This window comes from Streptomyces sp. ADI96-02 (assembly GCF_003846185.1).
In the GTDB taxonomy this organism is placed as follows: Bacteria; Actinomycetota; Actinomycetes; order Streptomycetales; family Streptomycetaceae; genus Streptomyces.
This window is the reverse complement of sequence record NZ_ML123034.1, coordinates 4,090,628-4,107,746: the sequence shown is the minus strand read 5'-3', so window position 1 is coordinate 4,107,746 and position 17,119 is coordinate 4,090,628. Positions and strand designations below refer to the sequence as shown.

Here is a 17,119-nt window from a genome sequence, read left to right as displayed (position 1 = left end):
TCGGCCGGTCGGCTCAGTCCGTCACGTCGATCGGGCAGCGGTTGGTCTCCACCCCGGCGGCCGTGACGACCTGCACGTCCACGACGCCCGGCTCGACCTCGACCGGTACCGGCACGGTGAGCACGGTGTCGGTCGGGTTGGCGAAACCTCCGGCGACCGGGATCAGTGGTACGTGGACGTGGACCGTGCCGATCCGCACCACGAGCCGGGCCAGCCGGTCGGGGCTGCCCGCGCCCGGCGGTACGAAGCCGGCGCCCCGGATCTCGATGTCGTCGCCGGTCCGGATCGGGGCGTCCAGGTCGCCCGCCTCCCGGGCCCGCACGACGGAGAGCACCACGGGCCGCCCGCCCTCCGCGTACTTCCCGGCGAAGTAGGTCGCCGCCGAGACGGCGACCAGCAGGGCGAGACCCCACGGCAGATCGGGCAGCTGTTCCGGACGGCGTGCCAGGCGCACCGCCGTGAACAGCACGGCGACGGCGCTGACCAGCACGTACTGCACATCGGTGAACGACCCGCGCCCCGAGTCGTCGGTGAGCAGGTCGGCGGCGCGCGGCCGGTCCGCGCGCAGCTTCTGGAGCCGTTGGCCCAGCACCCGTACGGTCACCACCCGGCGGACGACGACGGCGACCGCGCACACCAGCGCCAGCACCGTCACGACCCCGGCGGACCGCACCAGGTCCAGGCCCTCGATCAGGGCGTCGCGGTCCGCGTGGTCGGAGGCGCCCGCGAGCTGGAGGGCGAGGACGAGAACGGCGAAGACGGCGAGCAGCACCCAGGCGGCGGCGACGGTCCGGGAAGTGGAGAGCCGGTTGTCCTCGCCGATGAGCGGGGCCAGCAGACCGCCGCGGGCGCGGTGGAAGCGGGCGGCGGCGGTGAGCAGCGCGGCGGTGACGAGCCCGGCGAGCAGGCCCGCGGTGCGCGCGGTGGACCAGCCGGCGCCGATCGCGGTGACGCTCTCGCCGACGAGGAGCAGGACGACCGAACCCCAGGCGGCGAACAGGGTGCCGCGCCACACGTGGTGGAGCCAGACGTCGCCCGCCGCCCGGCCGCGTTCGGCGACGGTGCGGGCGGACTCGGTCAGCTCGTCGGAGACCCACTGCCGGGACGCGGAGGCGGACCGGGCGACTCCGGCGGGCAGGCCCTGTCCGGCGGCGAGTTCGTCGCGTTTGGCGAGGAACGCCGCGACCGCGCGGCGGTGCCCCTCGCGCGCGCCGTGCGGGCAGTCGCCGCACGTGCAGCCGCCGCCGTGCGTGCCGCTCGTCCTTGCCTCGTCCAACGCCACGGAGGATTACGCCCTTTCCCGCCCCGGTACAGCCGAACATCCAACTCGCCTCTGATGTCAGCGAATTGTGCCGTACGGGACGGGATTCGCCCGCATCGGGGCGCGCCTGCGGGCCGGCTCGTCAGAATGTGCGACTGATCCGCTGCCACAGGGGCTGGTAGTTGATCCACGCCACCAGGTCCCCGCCGAGCTGTTCCCGGGTGGCGACGGCGTCGCGGTGCCCGATGAGGACGGGCTTCCCGGCGGCCCGCGCCAGCAGTTGCACCTGGCAGGCGCGCTCCAGCGCGAGGAACCACCAGGCAGCCGCGTCCACCGAGCCGCCCACGGTCAGCAGCCCGTGGTTGCGCAGGACGATCGCCTTGCGCGGACCGAGCGCGTCGGCGATGTGCCGGCCTTCCTCCTCGTCCACCACGACCCCGCTGTACGCGTCGTAGAGCGCGAGATCCTCGTAGAAGGCGCAGGATTCCTGGGTGATGGGCTCGATCAGCTCGCCGAGCGCGGCCAGGGCCCGACCGTGGACGGAGTGGGTGTGCGCGACGGCGACGGCGTCGGGACGGGCCCGGTGGACCGCCGCGTGTACGGCGAAGGCCGCCTGGTTGACGTGGAAGCGGCCCCGGACGACCTGCCCGTCGCCGTTGACGAGGATCAGGTCCTGCGGGGCGATGTCGGCGAACGGCGCGCCGAACGGGTTCACCCAGAAGCAGTCGGCCAGCTCGGGGTCGCGGGCGGTGATGTGCCCGGAGACCCCGTCCTCGTACCCCGACTGCCCGAACAGCCGCAGCGCTCCGGCCAGCCGCTGTCTGCGGTGGGTCCGCTCCTCCTCCGGCGTCGCGTGCACCGGGGGCATCGCGAACCGCAGCTGCTCGACGGGTATCGGCGCGGGGGCGGGCACGGCGACCGGTTCGGACATGGCGGCTCCTGGAGTCCCGGGTGCAGGGGAGGGGAAGGTACCGCCGGGCGGACGAGGTGGCCAGAGGTCGGCAGGAGCGAGAACAGCGGAGAGAAGAACTCCGGGGAGAGGAACCCGCGGGGAGGGCGGCGGGGTCAGGGGCGGCGCTGGTCGATGGCGGTGAGGTCGATGGCGATCGGGAAGGGTACGTCGAGCTTCAGGGCGTTGTGGTGGATGCCTGTGGCCGTGTACGCCTCGAGGGCCGGGTCGGACAGCTCGTGATCGGGTGCGGCACTCATGATGGCTCCCATGGGCAGAGTCTCGTCTCTCCGGCCGGCGTGCCCAGCGGATACGACGATGCCGCCGCCCAGACGAATGAGCGACGGCATCGGCGTTGACCCGGAGGTGTCCGGAGCGGGGGAGGTCACTCCCACTCGATGGTCCCCGGCGGCTTGCTCGTCACGTCGAGGACGACCCGGTTGACGTCGGCGACCTCGTTGGTGATGCGCGTGGAGATCTTCGCCAGCGTCTCGTACGGCAGGCGGGACCAGTCGGCCGTCATGGCGTCCTCGGAGGAGACCGGGCGCAGCACGATCGGGTGGCCGTAGGTGCGGCCGTCGCCCTGGACGCCGACCGAGCGGACGTCGGCGAGGAGGACCACCGGGCACTGCCAGATGTCGCGGTCCAGGCCGGCCGCCGTCAGCTCCTCGCGGGCGATGGCGTCGGCCTCGCGCAGCAGGTCAAGGCGCTCCTTGGTGACCTCGCCGACGATGCGGATGCCGAGGCCGGGGCCGGGGAACGGCTGGCGCTGGACAATCTCCTCGGGCAGGCCCAGCTCCTGGCCGACCATCCGGACCTCGTCCTTGAACAGCTGGCGCAGCGGCTCGACGAGCTGGAACTCGATGTCGTCGGGCAGGCCGCCCACGTTGTGGTGGGACTTGATGTTGGCGGTGCCGGTGCCGCCGCCGGACTCGACGACGTCCGGGTAGAGCGTGCCCTGGACGAGGAAGGCGACGTCCTCTCCGGCCGCACCCGCCTCGGCGACCAGCTCGGCCTGGGCCTGCTCGAAGACGCGGATGAACTCGCGGCCGATGATCTTCCGCTTCTGCTCCGGGTCGGAGACCCCGGCCAGCGCGTCCAGGAAGCGCTTCTCCGCGTCGACGACCTTGAGCTTGACGCCCGTGGCGGCCACGAAGTCCTTCTCGACCTGCTCGGTCTCGCCCTTGCGCATCAGCCCGTGGTCGACGTAGACGCAGGTCAGCTGGGAGCCGATGGCCTTCTGCACCAGCGCCGCGGCGACCGCGGAGTCGACACCGCCGGAGAGGCCGCAGATGGCCCGCTTGGAGCCGACCTGCTCGCGGATGAGCGCGACCTGCTCCTCGACCACGTTGGTGGTGGTCCAGTTCGGCTCGATGCCCGCGCCCCGGTAGAGGAAGTGCTCCAGGACCTGCTGGCCGTAGGTGGAGTGCAGGACCTCGGGGTGGTACTGGACGCCGTAGAGCCGCTTCTCGTCGTTCTCGAAGGCGGCGACCGGCACGACGTCGGTGGACGCGGTGACGGTGAAGCCCTCGGGCGCGGCCGAGCAGGCGTCGCCGTGCGACATCCACACCGGCTGCTCGGCGGGCGTGCCCTCGAAGAGCGTGGAGCCCGCCTTGGAGACGGTCAGCGGGGTGCGGCCGTACTCGCGGGCGCCGTTGTCGTCGACCGTGCCGCCGAGGGTGGTGGCCATCAGCTGGAAGCCGTAGCACATGCCGAAGACCGGGACCCCGGCCTCGAAGAGCGAGCGGTCCAGGGAGGGCGCGCCCTGCGCGTACACCGACGACGGCCCGCCGGACAGGATGATCGCGCGGGGGTTCCTGGCCAGCATCTCGGCCACCGGCATGGTGGACGGGACGATCTCGCTGTAGACCCGGGCCTCACGGACGCGGCGGGCGATGAGCTGGGCGTACTGCGCGCCGAAGTCGACGACGAGGACCACGTCGGCCGTGGTGTCGGGGGCGGCGGGGGGTGCTGCTGGCACGGGGCGGCCTTCCGGCGGTGATGAGGGGGTCGGTTCCACCGATTCTACCGGCCGCCCGCGTACCCTCCGCCGGGCCGGTGGCGGGCCGCCGCGTCTCACGATGCGGGCCCCGGGTTGGCGGGGCGGCCGGCACGGGGGTCATACTGTCGCCATGCGTCAGCACACGACCTTCGTCTTTACCTATGGCACCCGGGCCCGCCGGCTGCCATGGTCGTGCTGCTTGAGCTACTGACAAGCAACGTTCCAGGCGCCCCGGGCCGACAGGCCCGGGGCGTTCTGCGTGTCCGGGCCGATCGCTCCCGGGGCCCCCGCCCCCACCAGGAGTCCCGATGACGACCAGCACCACCAGCACCAGCACCGCCGCTGCCGCCAACACCGGCACCAGTACCGGCACCGGCACCGGCACGGCGGACGCGGCCGAGCGGACCGGCGCGCACACCGCCGAGGCCGCCGCGCTGATCGGCGGCGCGCGCGAGCGCATCGACAGGCTCGACGACCGGATCATCGGCCTCGTCCAGGAACGGATGGCCGTCTCGGCGGTCATCCAGGAGGCGCGCATCACCTCGGGCGGTCGCCGGGTCAACCTCTCGCGCGAGACGGCCGTGCTCGGCCACTACAGGGACGCGCTGGGCAAGCCGGGCACCTCGCTCGCCATGACACTGCTGGAGCTGTGCCGCGGCCGGGTCTGAGACGACCGGACACGGGGCGGATCTGCGTTCGGGCCCCGTCTCACCCGTACGGCGCGTGACCGCGACCGCCGCGGCTTCGTTGTCCCCGGTGTCCGTGCCAACCAGGGGCGGCATCGGTAGAGAACCACGCGTGGCTCCGCCGGAACGTGTGGCGTACCGCAGGTACGTCGTGGGACCACGTCCCGGCGCATGTGACCGGTCCGCAGGGGACAGCAGCCCGGTCACCCCATATGCGGCCGACCCCGGGGACGCCCGGGTCGGCCGCATCGGGACGTACGGCCAGGGCTCGTCCCCCGGCCCTGGCGGATTTGCCTTCCGTCCTTCCGTCCTTAGGCCCTTCCGTCTTCCTCTTCCGACCGTGACCGGCACCGCCCCCGCCGCCGCCGGGGCGGCCGTCGCGGACCTCTGGGCTCCCGGCAGGGTCACGGATCGGGTACAGGAGTGTTCCCCACGCCCTTCACGTCCACTCCGGTCTCCACCGTCCCCTCCGGAACCGTTCCCTTCGCCGGAACCACGGGCATCCCGAGGAACGGCAGCTTCAGCGCGCCGAACGCCTCCTTCGGCACGGCCGGCGCCAACGGCTCGACGGCCGCGAGGCGTTCGTATCCGGCGCCCTGCTCCGGGCGCGGGTCCGCCTGGCCCTTGTTCGGCCAGAAGGACAGCGCGCGTTCCGCCTGGGCGGTGATCGTCAGGGACGGGTTGACGCCGAGGTTGGCGGAGACCGCCGAGCCGTCGACGACGCTGATGCCGGGGTGCCCGTACAGCCGGTGGTACGGGTCGATGACGCCATCCTCGGGGCTCGCGCCGATCGGGCAGCCGCCGAGGAAGTGCGCGGTGAGCGGAGTGCCCATCAGTTCGCCCACGTTGGACCCGGCGAAGCCGTTGATCTCCTCGGCGAGCAGCGAGGCGCTGCGGGTCGCCTCCGCGATCTGGGTCGGGTTGGGCGCGCCGTGCCCCTGGCGGGCGGTGAGCAGGCCCTTTCCGAGGCCGCCGGGTTTGCGGTACGTGGTCAGCGAGTTGTCCAGCGACTGCATGACCAGCCCGATGATGGTGTGCTCGGACCAACGGCGGTTGGAGAGCGAACGGGCCGCGAGGGCGGGATGCCTGGCCATGTTGCCGAGCCAGCCGAGCACGCGCCGGCCGCCGTAGGGGACCTGGAGGATCGACATCGCGCCCATGGCGTTGGAGCCCTTGCCGTAGCGGACGGGCTCGATGTGGGTGTTGTCGTCCGGGTGGATGGACGAGGTGATCGCGACGCCCCGCGAGAAGTCGGCGCGGGCGATGCCGTGCTTCCTGCGGTAGCGGCGGTCGCTGGTCTGGGATCCCACCAGCGCCTCGGAGTTGGTACGGGTCAGCTCGCCGAGCCTCGCGGAGAGGCGGGGCAGGAGGCCCCGGTCCTTCATGGTGTGCAGCAGGCTCTGGGTGCCGTACGTACCGGCGGCCACGACGACCTTGCGGGCGCGGAGCCTCGTGGGCTTCGCCCTGCGGCGGCGGTCGGTGGGGACGGTGAGGACCCGGTAGCCGCCCTCGGGGTCGTCGGTGACCGCGACGACGGAGGTCATCGGGTGGATGACCGCACCGGCCTGCTCGGCGAGGTGGAGGTAGTTCTCGTTGAGGGTGTTCTTCGCGCCGTGGCGGCAGCCCGTCATGCATTCGCCGCACTCGGTGCAGGCCCGGCGGGCGGGTCCAGCGCCGCCGAAGTACGGGTCGGGGACCGGGTCCCCCGGCTTGGCCCGTGCGGTGCCGTCCGCGTCCTTGCCGTCGCCGAAGAAGACGCCGACCGGGGCCAGGTGGAAGGTGTCGCCGACGCCCATCGCCTCGGCGGCGGCCCTGAGATGGATGTCGGAGGGCGTCATGGTCGGGTTGAGGCGGACCCCGAGCATGCGGCGGGCCTGGTCGTAGTACGGCTTCAGCTCGTCCTGCCAGTCGGTGATCGAGGCCCACTGGCGGTCCTCGAAGAACGGGGCGGGCGGCACGTACAGGGTGTTGGCGTAGTTGAGCGAGCCGCCGCCCACGCCGGCCCCGGCGAGCACCATGACGTTGCCGAGCAGGTGGACGCGCTGGATGCCGAAGAGGCCGAGGGCGGGGGCCCAGAGGTAGTTCCTCAGGTCCCAGGAGTTCTTCGGCAGGGTGCCGGGGGTGAAGCGGCGGCCCGCCTCCAGGACCCCGACGCGGTAGCCCTTCTCCGTCAGCCGCAGGGCCGAGACAGCGCCGCCGAAGCCGGAGCCGACGACGAGGACGTCGTAGTCGTACGCGGCGTCGTCCTCGGCCGGCACCGGGTTCGCGGGCTGTTCGGGGGCAGGGCTGTCCTGGGACATGGCTCTCCTCGGTACGAAAAGGGCGGGGGTGCGGTGCCGTTACGGGGTCAGCGGAGCCGGATCGCCTTCATCGCCTTCAGGCTGCGGGTCATGAACGCGGCGTACTTCTCGTCGTCCATGCCGAAGGCCGGCGCGAGCGGGATCAGCCGCTGCTGGGCCACCGTCTGGGCCTCGGTGTACTTGAGGATGCCCTCGGAGCCGTGCCGCCGGCCGAGGCCGGACTCCTTCATGCCGCCCATCGGGGACTGGACGCTGCCGTAGGCGGGGGCGTACCCCTCGTTGATGTTGACGGTGCCGGTCCGCAACCGGGCGGCGATCCGGTGGCCGCGCCGCGCGTCGGTGGTCCAGACGCTGGAGTTGAGACCGTACGGGGTGCCGTTGGCCAGGGCGACGGCCTCGTCCTCGTCGCTGAAGCGGTAGATCGAGACGACCGGGCCGAAGGTCTCCTCGGAGCAGACGGCCATCGGGGGCTCGACGCCGTCGAGGATGGTCGGCTCGTAGAAGAGCGGGCCGATGTCGGGGCGGGCCACGCCTCCGGCGACGAGCGTCGCGCCCTTCTCGACGGCCTCCTCGACATGTCGGCTGACCGTCTCCAGCTGCCGTTCGCCGACGAGGGAGCCCATGTCGGCCCCGTACGCGAGGGCGCTGCCGAGGCGCATGGCCCTGGTCCGGGTGGCGAACCGGCGCACGAAGTCGTCGGCGATCGACTCGTGGACGTACAGGCGCTCGATGGAGATGCAGAGCTGTCCGGCGGAGGAGAAGCAGGCGCGGACCGCGCCCGCGGCGGCCTTCTCGACGTCGGCGTCCTCAAGGACCAGCATGGCGTTCTTGCCGCCCAGCTCCAGGGAGACGCCGACGAGACGGGCCGCCGCGCCGGCGGCGACCTCGCGCCCGGTGCGGGTGGAGCCGGTGAAGGAGACGTAGTCGGCGCGGGCGACGACCTCGGGGCCGACGACGGGCCCCTCGCCGAGGACGACCTGGAAGACCTCGGCGGGCAGTCCGGCCTCGACGAGCAGGTCACGGGCCCACAGGGCGGTCAGCGCGGTCTCGGTGTCGGGCTTCATGACGACGGCGTTGCCGGAGACGAACGCGGGCAGGGCGTCGCCGACGGACAGCTCGAAGGGGTAGTTCCAGGGGGCGATCTGACCGATCACGCCGCGCGGCTGGCGCAGCTCAGTGACCTTGGTGAGGGTCGGGACGACGCCGGTGTGCCGCCTGGGCTTGAGGTACGCGACGGCGCGGCGGCCGTAGTGGCGGGCGGCGACGGCGACGGCCTGCACCTCCTCGTGCGCGTGCAGGCGGGCCTTGCCGGTCTCCAGCTGGATGAGGTCGAGGACTTCGGACTGGCGGCCGAGGAGCAGGTCGTGGAAGCGCAGCAGGACGGCGGCGCGCTGCCGCACCGGGACGGCCGCCCACGCCTCCTGGGCGGTCCGGGCGCGGTCGAAGGCGGTGGCGACGTCCCCGGGCGTGGACTCGGGCAGGTCGGCCAGCTTCTCCCCGGTGGAGGGCGTGTGGTTGGCCGTGCGGCCCGACCCGACGACGCCGCGGGTCAGCCGGGCGACGACCTCGGGGGTGACCACGTCCGCGGCTGTGCGCACGCCGGCGGGAGCGACCGCCACGGGGTTCGAACCGGGAGGGGCGTCAGGGGCCTGCGAGTCCGTCATGAGGCCGAGAGTATGTCCACCCGATCGCTTTGGGTACCCGTGGGTAACAGGTTTTCCCAGGACCTTCCGGCATCCGTTCGGCGCTCCGCCACCGCCGGGACGACCGAGCCAGCGATCACTGGCGGCATAATCGCTGATCAGTGGGTACGCGGGTGTTGATCAGTGGGCACGCGGGTGTTGATCCGTGGGTGTTGTTCCGTGGGCACGCGGGCAAGGGCGGCGGCCCGCGCCCGGTCTCAGTCGCCCGGCTCCGGGGCCCGCCAGCTGCGCAGCATGATGGCGAACTGCTCGCGGCTGTCCTCCCAGCCCTCCTCCGGCGCGGTCATGTACAGGGCGTACTCGGGACCGCCCGCCTCGCCGTAGTACATCTGGTCGATGCCGTGCCGGGGTCCGGGATGGTCCTGGGACTCGACCCAGGTGAACTCCCAGAGCGATCCGGGCCGGTCGCGGAAGACGTTCTTCTCCAGCGCGATCCTCCGGTAGCCGGGCAGCCGCTCCGACAGGTCCCGCTCCATGTCCCGCATGTGCAGGTAGGGATGGTCGAAGTCCGGATCGGGGTCGACGCTGATCCGTATGCGGTGCGCGCCGCCGTCCGGCGTGTAGTCGATCTGGCCGTCCTGCTCCTGCCGGGTCCAGTCCACCGGTACGACGAGGCTGAAGCCCGCCGGGTCCTCGACCCGGTGCCACCCGTCGGGTATCTCCGACGTGGCCGGCTCGGCCGCCGCGCGGTCCGGGATGGCCGAGGGGTCGGTGGACACGGTGGTGTCGGCCCGGGTCCGGCCGACCGGCGATTCCGCGGCGCCGCCCTGGTACTTCATCGCCACCAGCCCGCCCGCCCCGCCGAGGACGGCGGCGGCCACGACCACGACCAGCGTGGTGCGCCAACGGGCTCCGGCGCGGCGGGTCACCGGCGCGGAGACCGCTCCGGCGAGCGGGCCGGAGCGGCCCGACGTGTCCTGGTCCGGGCGGGGCCGCGCGGCGGTGGCGGCGGAGGCCGAGACGGAGGCGTCGCCGGACAGGCGGGCGGCGTCCCCGTCCGGCACCGTGACCGGGTAGCGGGCCTTCCCCGGGTACGACTCCGTCTCCACATGGGCCTGCGCCGAACGCGCCGCGCGGCCCTCGGCGACATCGCGGAGCATCTGTTGGGCGGCGGCGGCCGAGGGGCGGTCGGCCGGGTCCTTGCGGAGCAGCGCGGTGATCACGGGGCCGAGCGGCCCGGCGTTCTCCGACACGGGCGGCTGGTCCTGGACGACGGCCTGCATGGTGGAGATCGGGGACGTGCGGCGGAACGGCGAGCGCCCCTCCACCGCCGTGTACAGAGTGGCCCCCAGCGACCAGAGGTCGGAGGCCGGTCCGGGATCGCCGCCGCGCACCCGCTCGGGCGCCAGGTAGTCGATGGAACCGACCAGTTCGCCGGTCCGGGTGATGGTGGAGTCGCCCTCGATCGCGGCGATCCCGAAGTCCGTCAGCAGCACCCGGCCGTCCCGCGCCAGCAGGACGTTGCCGGGCTTGACGTCGCGGTGCAGCACTCCGGCCCCGTGCGCGGCGCGCAGCGCGCCGAGCACGTGCAGGCCGATGCGGGCGGCCTCGCGCGGGGCGATCTCGCCGGTCTCCTTGGCGGCGTCGGCGAGCGAGGGCCCGTCGACGTACTGCATGACGATCCAGGGCCGCTGGTCGTACTCGATCACGTCGTGAACGGTGACGACGCCGGGGTGCGTGATGCGGGCCGCGGCGCGCGCCTCCTTCTGGGTGCGGGCGTGCAGGACGAGCCGGTCGGCCTCCGCGACGTACAGACCGGCCGTCAACTCCTTGACGGCGACCGTGCGGTGCAGCACCTCGTCGTGGGCGCGCCACACCTTGCCCATGCCGCCGCGGCCGAGGACGTCGCCCAGCCGGTAACGCCCCGCCAGCAACAGTCCCGCCGCCGTGCCCTGTGATCGATCCACGTGTACCCGTCCCGTTCCTCGGCTGCCAGATTACGGAGCGGGGGCGGAGGGACGGAACCGGGGATCGCCCACGAGACCGCACTGTGATGCTTGTCGCTCTGCCCTACGGCCTTTGTCCGCAGCCGCCATGACGCCGGGTCAGTCGTTCACCCGGTAGGAGGCGATGGCCTGTTCGTAGATCTCGGTCACCCGGTCCCGCTCGTCCACCGGACCGATGGCCTGCACGATGTGGTAGCGGCCGTCGACGATCATGGCGAGGTTGCGGACGAACACCTCGCGCCCGTTGGCGTCCTGCCAGGTGAACTGGCCCTCGGCCATGGCCTGTCGGCCCACGTCCACACGCCGCAGCCCGGAAGAGGTGGACCAGCTGGAGTCCCGGAACGGCTGGAGTTCGGGCTCCTTGTCGCGCTGGTAGTCCAGCGGATCGCTGCCGCCCGCCTTCACGGAGTCCCGGCCGGGCACCACGAGCAGGCTGAACCCGTCGCCGCCGTAACGGATCTGACGGTCCGCGTTGGCCGGGGAGCGCTGCCAGTCCTTCGGTACGCCGACCTCGAAGCCCTCCGCGTCCTTCCGCAGCGCGTAGCCGGAGGCCAGCGCGACGGCGGAGCGGCTGGTCTGCGGCTTCTGCGAGCCGGGTTCACCGGTCGTCCCGGCGGACGGCGGCGCGGGCGGCTCCGACTCGCCGCCGGGGCCGGCGGAGGGCGCGGAGCCGGAGGGCCGGACCTGCGCTCCGGCGCCCCCGTCCGCGTCCTGCTTGGGCATGAACATCAGGGCGTAGGCGATGGCGGCGGCCATCAGCAGCATGATGACGATCAGCAGCGTCCGCCCCAGGCGGCGCGGCGAACTCCCGTCCGGCCGCCGTGCGGGCTCGCGCAGCGCCCGGGGCCCCTTGGGCGCTCGCGGGGCGCGGGCGGGGCGGTCCTCCCACTCGTCGGCGGGTATGCGGACGGCGGGCTCGGGCGGCAGCACGCTGTCCCACCCGGCCTGCTCCTGCCATTGCTCCTGCCGCTGCTCCGCCCGCTGGGGGCCGCGCCGCGTCTCGGCCTGGCCGCGCTGCCTGCCCTGGCGGTGCCGGCCCCGGTCCGTGCCCCCGCCGAAGCGACCGCGCCGCCTGCGGACCAGCTCGCCGCGCCGGCGCACGATGGGCAGCCGGGTGGCGTCGGCGGACGGCAGCGGGACGACGTCGGCACCGGCCTCCGGCTCCGGCGCGGAGCGCACCAGCGACCGCAGCCAGCCGCGCAGCTCCTCGAAGTCCGGCCGCTCCGTGGGGTCCTGGCGCAGCAGCGACTCGACGACGGGGCGCAGCGCGCCGCACTCCTCGGCGAAGGCGGGCGGCTCGGCGCACACCATCTGCACCAGCTCGGCCGCGTTCTCCTCGGGGTAGGGGGCGTGGCCCTGCACGGCGCGGTACAGCAGCGCGCCGAGCGCCCAGAGGTCGGTGGAGGGGCCGATCGGCGGGGCGAGCTGCCAGTTCTCGTGGACGGGCCCGGCCTGCTCGGGGGCCCAGCGCTCGGTGACGGGCCCGACGACGGCGATCCGCGCCTGCCGGGCGCGTTCGGCGGCGAGCGGGGTGGCCGGGCCCCGGTAGCGAGCGGCCGTGCGCCCGCCTCCGACGGCCTCTTCCCAGGCGCCGCCCGCGCCGCGCTCCGCCGGGAGCCCGGAGCCGCGGACGACGGGTACCGGGGCGGCCGTCGCGCCGGGGCGGCGGGAGTCGGCGCGCAGCGCGTCCGCTCCGGAGCCGCCCGCGGGCACGGGGCGGCCGGAGCCCGGCCCGTCGTCCCAGGTGCCCGCGAGGTGGACGCGGCGTCCCGGCGGGCGGGGGCCCTCCTCGTCGTCCTCGTCGTCCTCGTCGTCGTAGGGCTCCACGGCCGGGCCGCGCCAGGGGCCGCTCGGCCGGGGGCCGGTCGCGGGGAGCGGAGCGGGCGGGCGCTGCACGGGCAGCACGCCGGTGTCCGCGTCGGACCCCGCGCCGTCCCCGGCGGCGTCCACGGCGGGCTGCTCGCCGCCCGGATGCGGCCCGGGGCCGGGGTGCGGGGCGTTCTTCGTGAGGTCGGCGGGCGCGCCGGAGGGCTGCTGCCGGTCCTCGGCGACCCGGGCGGCGGCGCGCACGCCCGCGCGGTAGGCGGCGATGGCCCCGGCGCGCGCGGCCCGCAGCTGCGCGGCGCTCGCGGCTCCCGGTTCGGCGGGGGGCTGCGGCGCTCCGGCGTAGGGCACGGCGGGCGCGGCCGGCCGCGGCACGAGCTCCTGCCCGCCTTGCCCGCTCTGCGCGTCGGGGGCGCGGAAGGACTCCGGGGCCGCCGCCGGGCGCGGCACGTACCCCTGGGGCAGCGGCACACCGGCGAGCTCCCGGCCTTCGCGGCCTGCCCGGCCGTCCCGTCCCTCCCGTCCCTCACGGCCCTCGTGGCCCTCGTGGCCCTCGTGGCTGTCGTGGCTGTCGTGGCTGTCGACCGGCGGAAGCGCCAAGGCGTCGTCGCGCTCGTCCACGGCGGGCTGGGCTTCGTACGGGGCCTCATACGGACTCGGAGCCGCGTACGGGTTCGGGGGCGCGTACGGGTTCGGAGCCGCGTAGGAGGCTTCGTACGGCGTCTCGTCGGCGACCGGGATGCCGTCGGTGGTCGGCGGTGCGGGCGACGGCTCGTCGTCGGGCAGCGGTTCGGGCGCGTAGCCGCAGAGTGCTTCCTCGGCCGCGCCCGCCGCCAGCCCGGTGAGCATGACGCGCCCGTCGTCGCAGACCAGGACCGTACGGACGGTGATGTTGCGGTGGGTCCACCCGTGCGCGTGGAGCACGCGCAGGGCCATCAGCACGTCGGAGCCGATCTCGGCCGCGCGGTAGGGGTTCAGCGGGCGCTCGGCGAGGAGCGCGGCCAGCGGGCGGGCGGCGACCAGCTCGCTGACTATCCACAGCGAACCGGCCTCGGCGAACACGTCGAAGACCTGGTCGAGCCGCGGGTGGTCCGGCACCTGGGCGGCGGCCTGCGCCGCCTCGATCGCGCGCCGCACGGCGGGATCGGTGCTGCGCCGCACCGCCCGTCCGGCGGCGCGCCCGGACGCCGCGGGCCGCCCGTCGGCGTCGAGCACCTCCGCGTCCACGATCTCCGGCAACGGCACCTGCCGGACCAGGACTTCCTGGCCGCTGTAGGTGTCGAACGCCCGGGTCTCGACGAGTTCGTACCCGTCGGACGGGGGCAGCGGAAGGCGGTAGCGGTCGGCAAGCACCCGACCCGCGTAGTCGTCCACGACGCCTCCCCAGAGCGCGCTGTTCCCCCGGCCATCAAGGTCTGCTCGAAGCCGTCGGCCACGGTGGACGGCGGTCGATCGGCCCACCGTTCCGGCTGCTTACGGTCTTCGGCGTCTTACGATACGTGGCATCGGGGGCCGACGGGCCGGGTCGCACCAACCCGGCCCGCCCATGGGCCTCCGCTCGGCTGTCGCACGGTCACTTCGTCGGCTTGAACGTGCCGAACGCCGTCTCGCGCAGCGTCCGGCACTCGTCGCCGTCCCACGCGTCCGCCTCGCAGCTGATCATGATCGAGTAGCCGCGGTCGGCGTCGACCTTGAAGCCCCGGTTCAGCACACGGACCCGGACGCCGTCGTGGTCGCGCTCGAACGTCCAGTCCGCGACGGTCGGGTAGCCGTTGTACTCGACCTCCTTGATGCCCACGTGCCGGTAGTTGTCGCTGAGCGACTTGACGCTCGGGACGGCCCCGGCCCAGGCCGCGGCGGCGTCCGACCCGGGCGAGCTGTTGAAGTCGATCTGGACCCGGGGGAAGCTGCCCCGCTCGGCGTTGTAGATGCCGCCGGAGTTGCGGCCCGCTATGGCCGTGCGCCGGAACCCGTCGGGCATCGCCATGCCGAAGTGGAACCGGGAGTCGCCGACCTTCTCGTATCCGGCGGGCAGCGCGTCGGGGTCCGGCTCGTCCTCCTTGGGGTCCGGCGACGGCTTCTCGGACGGCTTCTCGGACGCCTTGCCGTTATCGCCGCCCTGGCCTTCCTTCTGGCCGCCGTCCTGGTCCTCGCCGGAACCGGAAGTTCCGGCGCTCTGGTCGGCCTTGCCGCCGGAGCCGCCTGACGCGTCGGCTCCGGCGGAGGAGGCGGTGCCGCCCTTGGCGCCCTGGTCGCTGTCGTCGCCGCCGAGGGAGAGAGCGAGAACGGTGCCGAGGACGGCGAGGGCGACGACGCCCGCGATGATCGCGAGGGTGCGGCGCGGCACCACGTCGGTGATCGACGCGCGGGTGACGGCGGGCGGGGCGGACGGCCGCTGCCCGGGTGCGGAGGCCCCGGACGCGGCCCCGGAACGCGCGGACCTCCCGGACGCCTGGGAGCCCGCCGCCGTCCCCGGGGCGGACGCGGAGGTTCCGGCAGCCGGGGCGCCGGGCGGGGACGCGGGCTTCGGAGGGGTCGTGGCGGACGCCGCGTCGGCCGGTGTGGCGGCGGCTGCCGCTCCGGCGCCCGCGACCGGAGCCGCCTTGGCGTTCCGTACGGAGCGCAGGGCCCCGCGCAGCCGGTCGCGCGTCCCCTCGACCGGATCACCCGACGCGGCCTGCGACTTGGGCGGCTTCGGAGCCTTGGCCTGCTTCGCGGCCTTCCCGGCGGCGGCTTCCCCGTCGGGCGACTCGGGAAGCGCCATCACCCGGGTGGAGTCGGCGGGCGTCGGCTCCGGCTCGTCGGGAGCGTGGATCACGCCGTTGAGCAGAGCGCGCGCCCCGGCGTCGTCGAGCCGCTGGTCGGGGTCGCGGGCGAGCAGCCCGTAGATGACGTCGGTCAGCGGACCGGCGTTCTTCGGCGGGTCGAGCGGTTCGGTCATGACGGCCGTCAGCGTGGCGATGGCCGAGCCCTTGTCGTACGGCGGGCAGCCCTCCACGCTGGCGTAGAGCAGTCCGCCGAGCGACCACAGGTCGGCGGGCGGTCCGGGCTTGTGGCCGCGGGCCCGCTCGGGCGAGATGTACGAGGGGGCGCCGACGAGCATGCCGGTCGAGGTGACCGAGGGGTCGCCCTCGACCTGGGCGATGCCGAAGTCGGTCAGCACGACCCGGCCGTCCTCGGCGATCAGTACGTTGGACGGCTTCACGTCTCGGTGCAGGATGCCCTCGCGGTGCGCGGAGCGCAGCACGTCGAGGATGGCGAGTCCGACCTCGGCGGCCCGCCTCGGGGTCAGCGTGCCGTCTTCGCGGATCGCCTCGGCGAGCGACTTGCCCTCGATCAGCTCCATGACGATCCAGGGGCGGTCGTCCTCGTCGACCACGTCGTAGACGGTCACCGCGCCGTTGTTGCGGATCCGTGCGATCGCCTTCGCCTCACGCAGGGTTCGCGTGATCAGCCGACGCTTCTCGTCCTCGTCGATGGCCGACGGGAACCGCAGCTCCTTGACCGCCACCGTACGGCCGAGCGTTTCGTCGGCAGCGCGCCAGACCGTGCCCATGCCGCCCCGGCCGAGCACCTCCCCGAGCCGGTAACGCCCCGCGAGGAGACGGCCTTCCTTGTCCCGTTGGGGCTCCCGTGCCTGCTCCGCCTCCGACATGCGTCCCCTCTGCGATCAACCCGCCCTGGCAGAGCGTTCATTGTCCCTCACCCCGGGACCGGTCCTGGTGCCGGGTCCGAGGTCCGCCGTGGCGCGGCCCGAAGAGAGGAGATCCTCACCGTGCCGAAGCCCGGGGCCCGTCGGCCGCCCGACGGCGCGTCCGCCGCCCGGCTCCGCAACCGCGAGCCCGCCCAGCGAACCACACCTCACCCCCACAGCCTCCTACCGACCCCGCCTACCCGTCCAGGGCCGTCCACAGCCGCCGGGCCGGCAGACTCTTCGGATTACGACCGCGTCCAAACGGCCAGGTGATGTTCGTCCTTCGCCACGCGCTTCGCCTTATCGACGTAGACGTACCCCCGGCCGTCTCTCGCTATCACGTATTTCGGCAGAGGGATGGGCGAGTTCTTTACTTTCACCCACCCATCCGGCGTGAACATCTCTCGCCAGATGGTGCTCTTATTTCCACCAATACCCCAGTGATATGCAGCCTCATTCACCTGGCCCTTGAAGATCTGCGGCCCATTGGGCGAGAAGGCATCCGGCTGATTATTCAGAGTTCGGTATTGCTTGATATGTTCCGGCTTGATGTTGCCCATGTCGATCATTTCGTATTCCGTCGCGCTATGAGCCGGATTTCTCGGCACGTCAGAATTAAACTTCGCAGAGGAAGAACCAGATCCGTGAGCAGTATCGACCTCCGTGAGGACTGATCCACCCTTCCCTGCTTTCCATGTCTGGAATTTGCTACCGATCTTCCGCGCTGCTTCGGGTGCTTTCTTGAGGCCGACGG

The 17,119-nt window shown here is 73.4% G+C and carries 10 protein-coding genes and 1 pseudogene; 1 reads left to right on the top strand and 10 read right to left on the bottom strand.

The window, feature by feature from the left end:
* Window positions 1–13: 13 nt before the first annotated feature.
* The 4 genes and pseudogenes from EES43_RS18200 to guaA form a co-directional block, all read right to left on the bottom strand.
* Entirely contained in the window at window positions 14–1,282 is a 1,269-nt protein-coding gene (locus EES43_RS18200; protein WP_124269673.1) for a hypothetical protein, read from the bottom strand.
* A 121-nt stretch (window positions 1,283–1,403) separates the two neighbouring features.
* On the bottom strand, window positions 1,404–2,192 hold the full coding sequence (locus EES43_RS18195) for a class II aldolase/adducin family protein (RefSeq protein WP_124269672.1): 789 nt from the start codon (window positions 2,190–2,192) through the stop codon (window positions 1,404–1,406).
* A gap of 134 nt (window positions 2,193–2,326) precedes the next feature.
* A pseudogene (locus EES43_RS18190) lies at window positions 2,327–2,452 on the bottom strand (Uma2 family endonuclease); the annotation flags it as partial.
* 143 nt (window positions 2,453–2,595) lie between these two features.
* Complete coding sequence (gene guaA / locus EES43_RS18185; protein ID WP_124269671.1) at window positions 2,596–4,191, bottom strand: glutamine-hydrolyzing GMP synthase; 1,596 nt, start codon at window positions 4,189–4,191, stop codon at window positions 2,596–2,598.
* 329 nt (window positions 4,192–4,520) lie between these two features.
* On the opposite strand from guaA, the gene EES43_RS18180 reads away from it, so the two are divergent.
* On the top strand, window positions 4,521–4,880 hold the full coding sequence (locus EES43_RS18180) for a chorismate mutase (protein WP_124269670.1): 360 nt from the start codon (window positions 4,521–4,523) through the stop codon (window positions 4,878–4,880).
* A gap of 422 nt (window positions 4,881–5,302) precedes the next feature.
* Here the strand turns inward: EES43_RS18180 and EES43_RS18175 are convergent, their stop codons facing one another.
* The 6 genes from EES43_RS18175 to EES43_RS31020 form a co-directional block, all read right to left on the bottom strand.
* Window positions 5,303–7,198, bottom strand: a complete 1,896-nt coding sequence (locus EES43_RS18175; protein WP_124269669.1) for a GMC oxidoreductase — start codon at window positions 7,196–7,198, stop codon at window positions 5,303–5,305.
* Between the two features lie 47 nt (window positions 7,199–7,245).
* Window positions 7,246–8,862: a succinic semialdehyde dehydrogenase gene (locus EES43_RS18170; protein WP_124269668.1), complete on the bottom strand. Its 1,617-nt coding sequence runs from the start codon at window positions 8,860–8,862 to the stop codon at window positions 7,246–7,248.
* A 236-nt stretch (window positions 8,863–9,098) separates the two neighbouring features.
* Entirely contained in the window at window positions 9,099–10,808 is a 1,710-nt protein-coding gene (locus EES43_RS18165; protein ID WP_124269667.1) for a serine/threonine-protein kinase, read from the bottom strand.
* Window positions 10,809–10,946: 138 nt separating this feature from the next.
* Window positions 10,947–14,045: a protein kinase gene (locus EES43_RS18160; RefSeq protein WP_124269666.1), complete on the bottom strand. Its 3,099-nt coding sequence runs from the start codon at window positions 14,043–14,045 to the stop codon at window positions 10,947–10,949.
* 199 nt (window positions 14,046–14,244) lie between these two features.
* Complete coding sequence (locus tag EES43_RS18155) at window positions 14,245–16,326, bottom strand: serine/threonine-protein kinase (RefSeq protein WP_124269665.1); 2,082 nt, start codon at window positions 16,324–16,326, stop codon at window positions 14,245–14,247.
* A gap of 284 nt (window positions 16,327–16,610) precedes the next feature.
* A partial coding sequence (locus EES43_RS31020; RefSeq protein WP_206430076.1) for a hypothetical protein occupies window positions 16,611–17,119 on the bottom strand: 509 nt, incomplete at its 5' end.

Excerpts from the sequence above, each read along its gene's own strand:
- EES43_RS18195 (WP_124269672.1), bottom strand. The coding sequence starts at position 2,192 with ATGTCCGAACCGGTCGCCGTGCCCGCCCCCGCGCCGATACCCGTCGAG.
- EES43_RS18180 (WP_124269670.1), top strand. The coding sequence starts at position 4,521 with ATGACGACCAGCACCACCAGCACCAGCACCGCCGCTGCCGCCAACACC.
- EES43_RS18175 (WP_124269669.1), bottom strand. The coding sequence starts at position 7,198 with ATGTCCCAGGACAGCCCTGCCCCCGAACAGCCCGCGAACCCGGTGCCG.
- EES43_RS18170 (WP_124269668.1), bottom strand. The coding sequence starts at position 8,862 with ATGACGGACTCGCAGGCCCCTGACGCCCCTCCCGGTTCGAACCCCGTG.
- EES43_RS18155 (WP_124269665.1), bottom strand. The coding sequence starts at position 16,326 with ATGTCGGAGGCGGAGCAGGCACGGGAGCCCCAACGGGACAAGGAAGGC.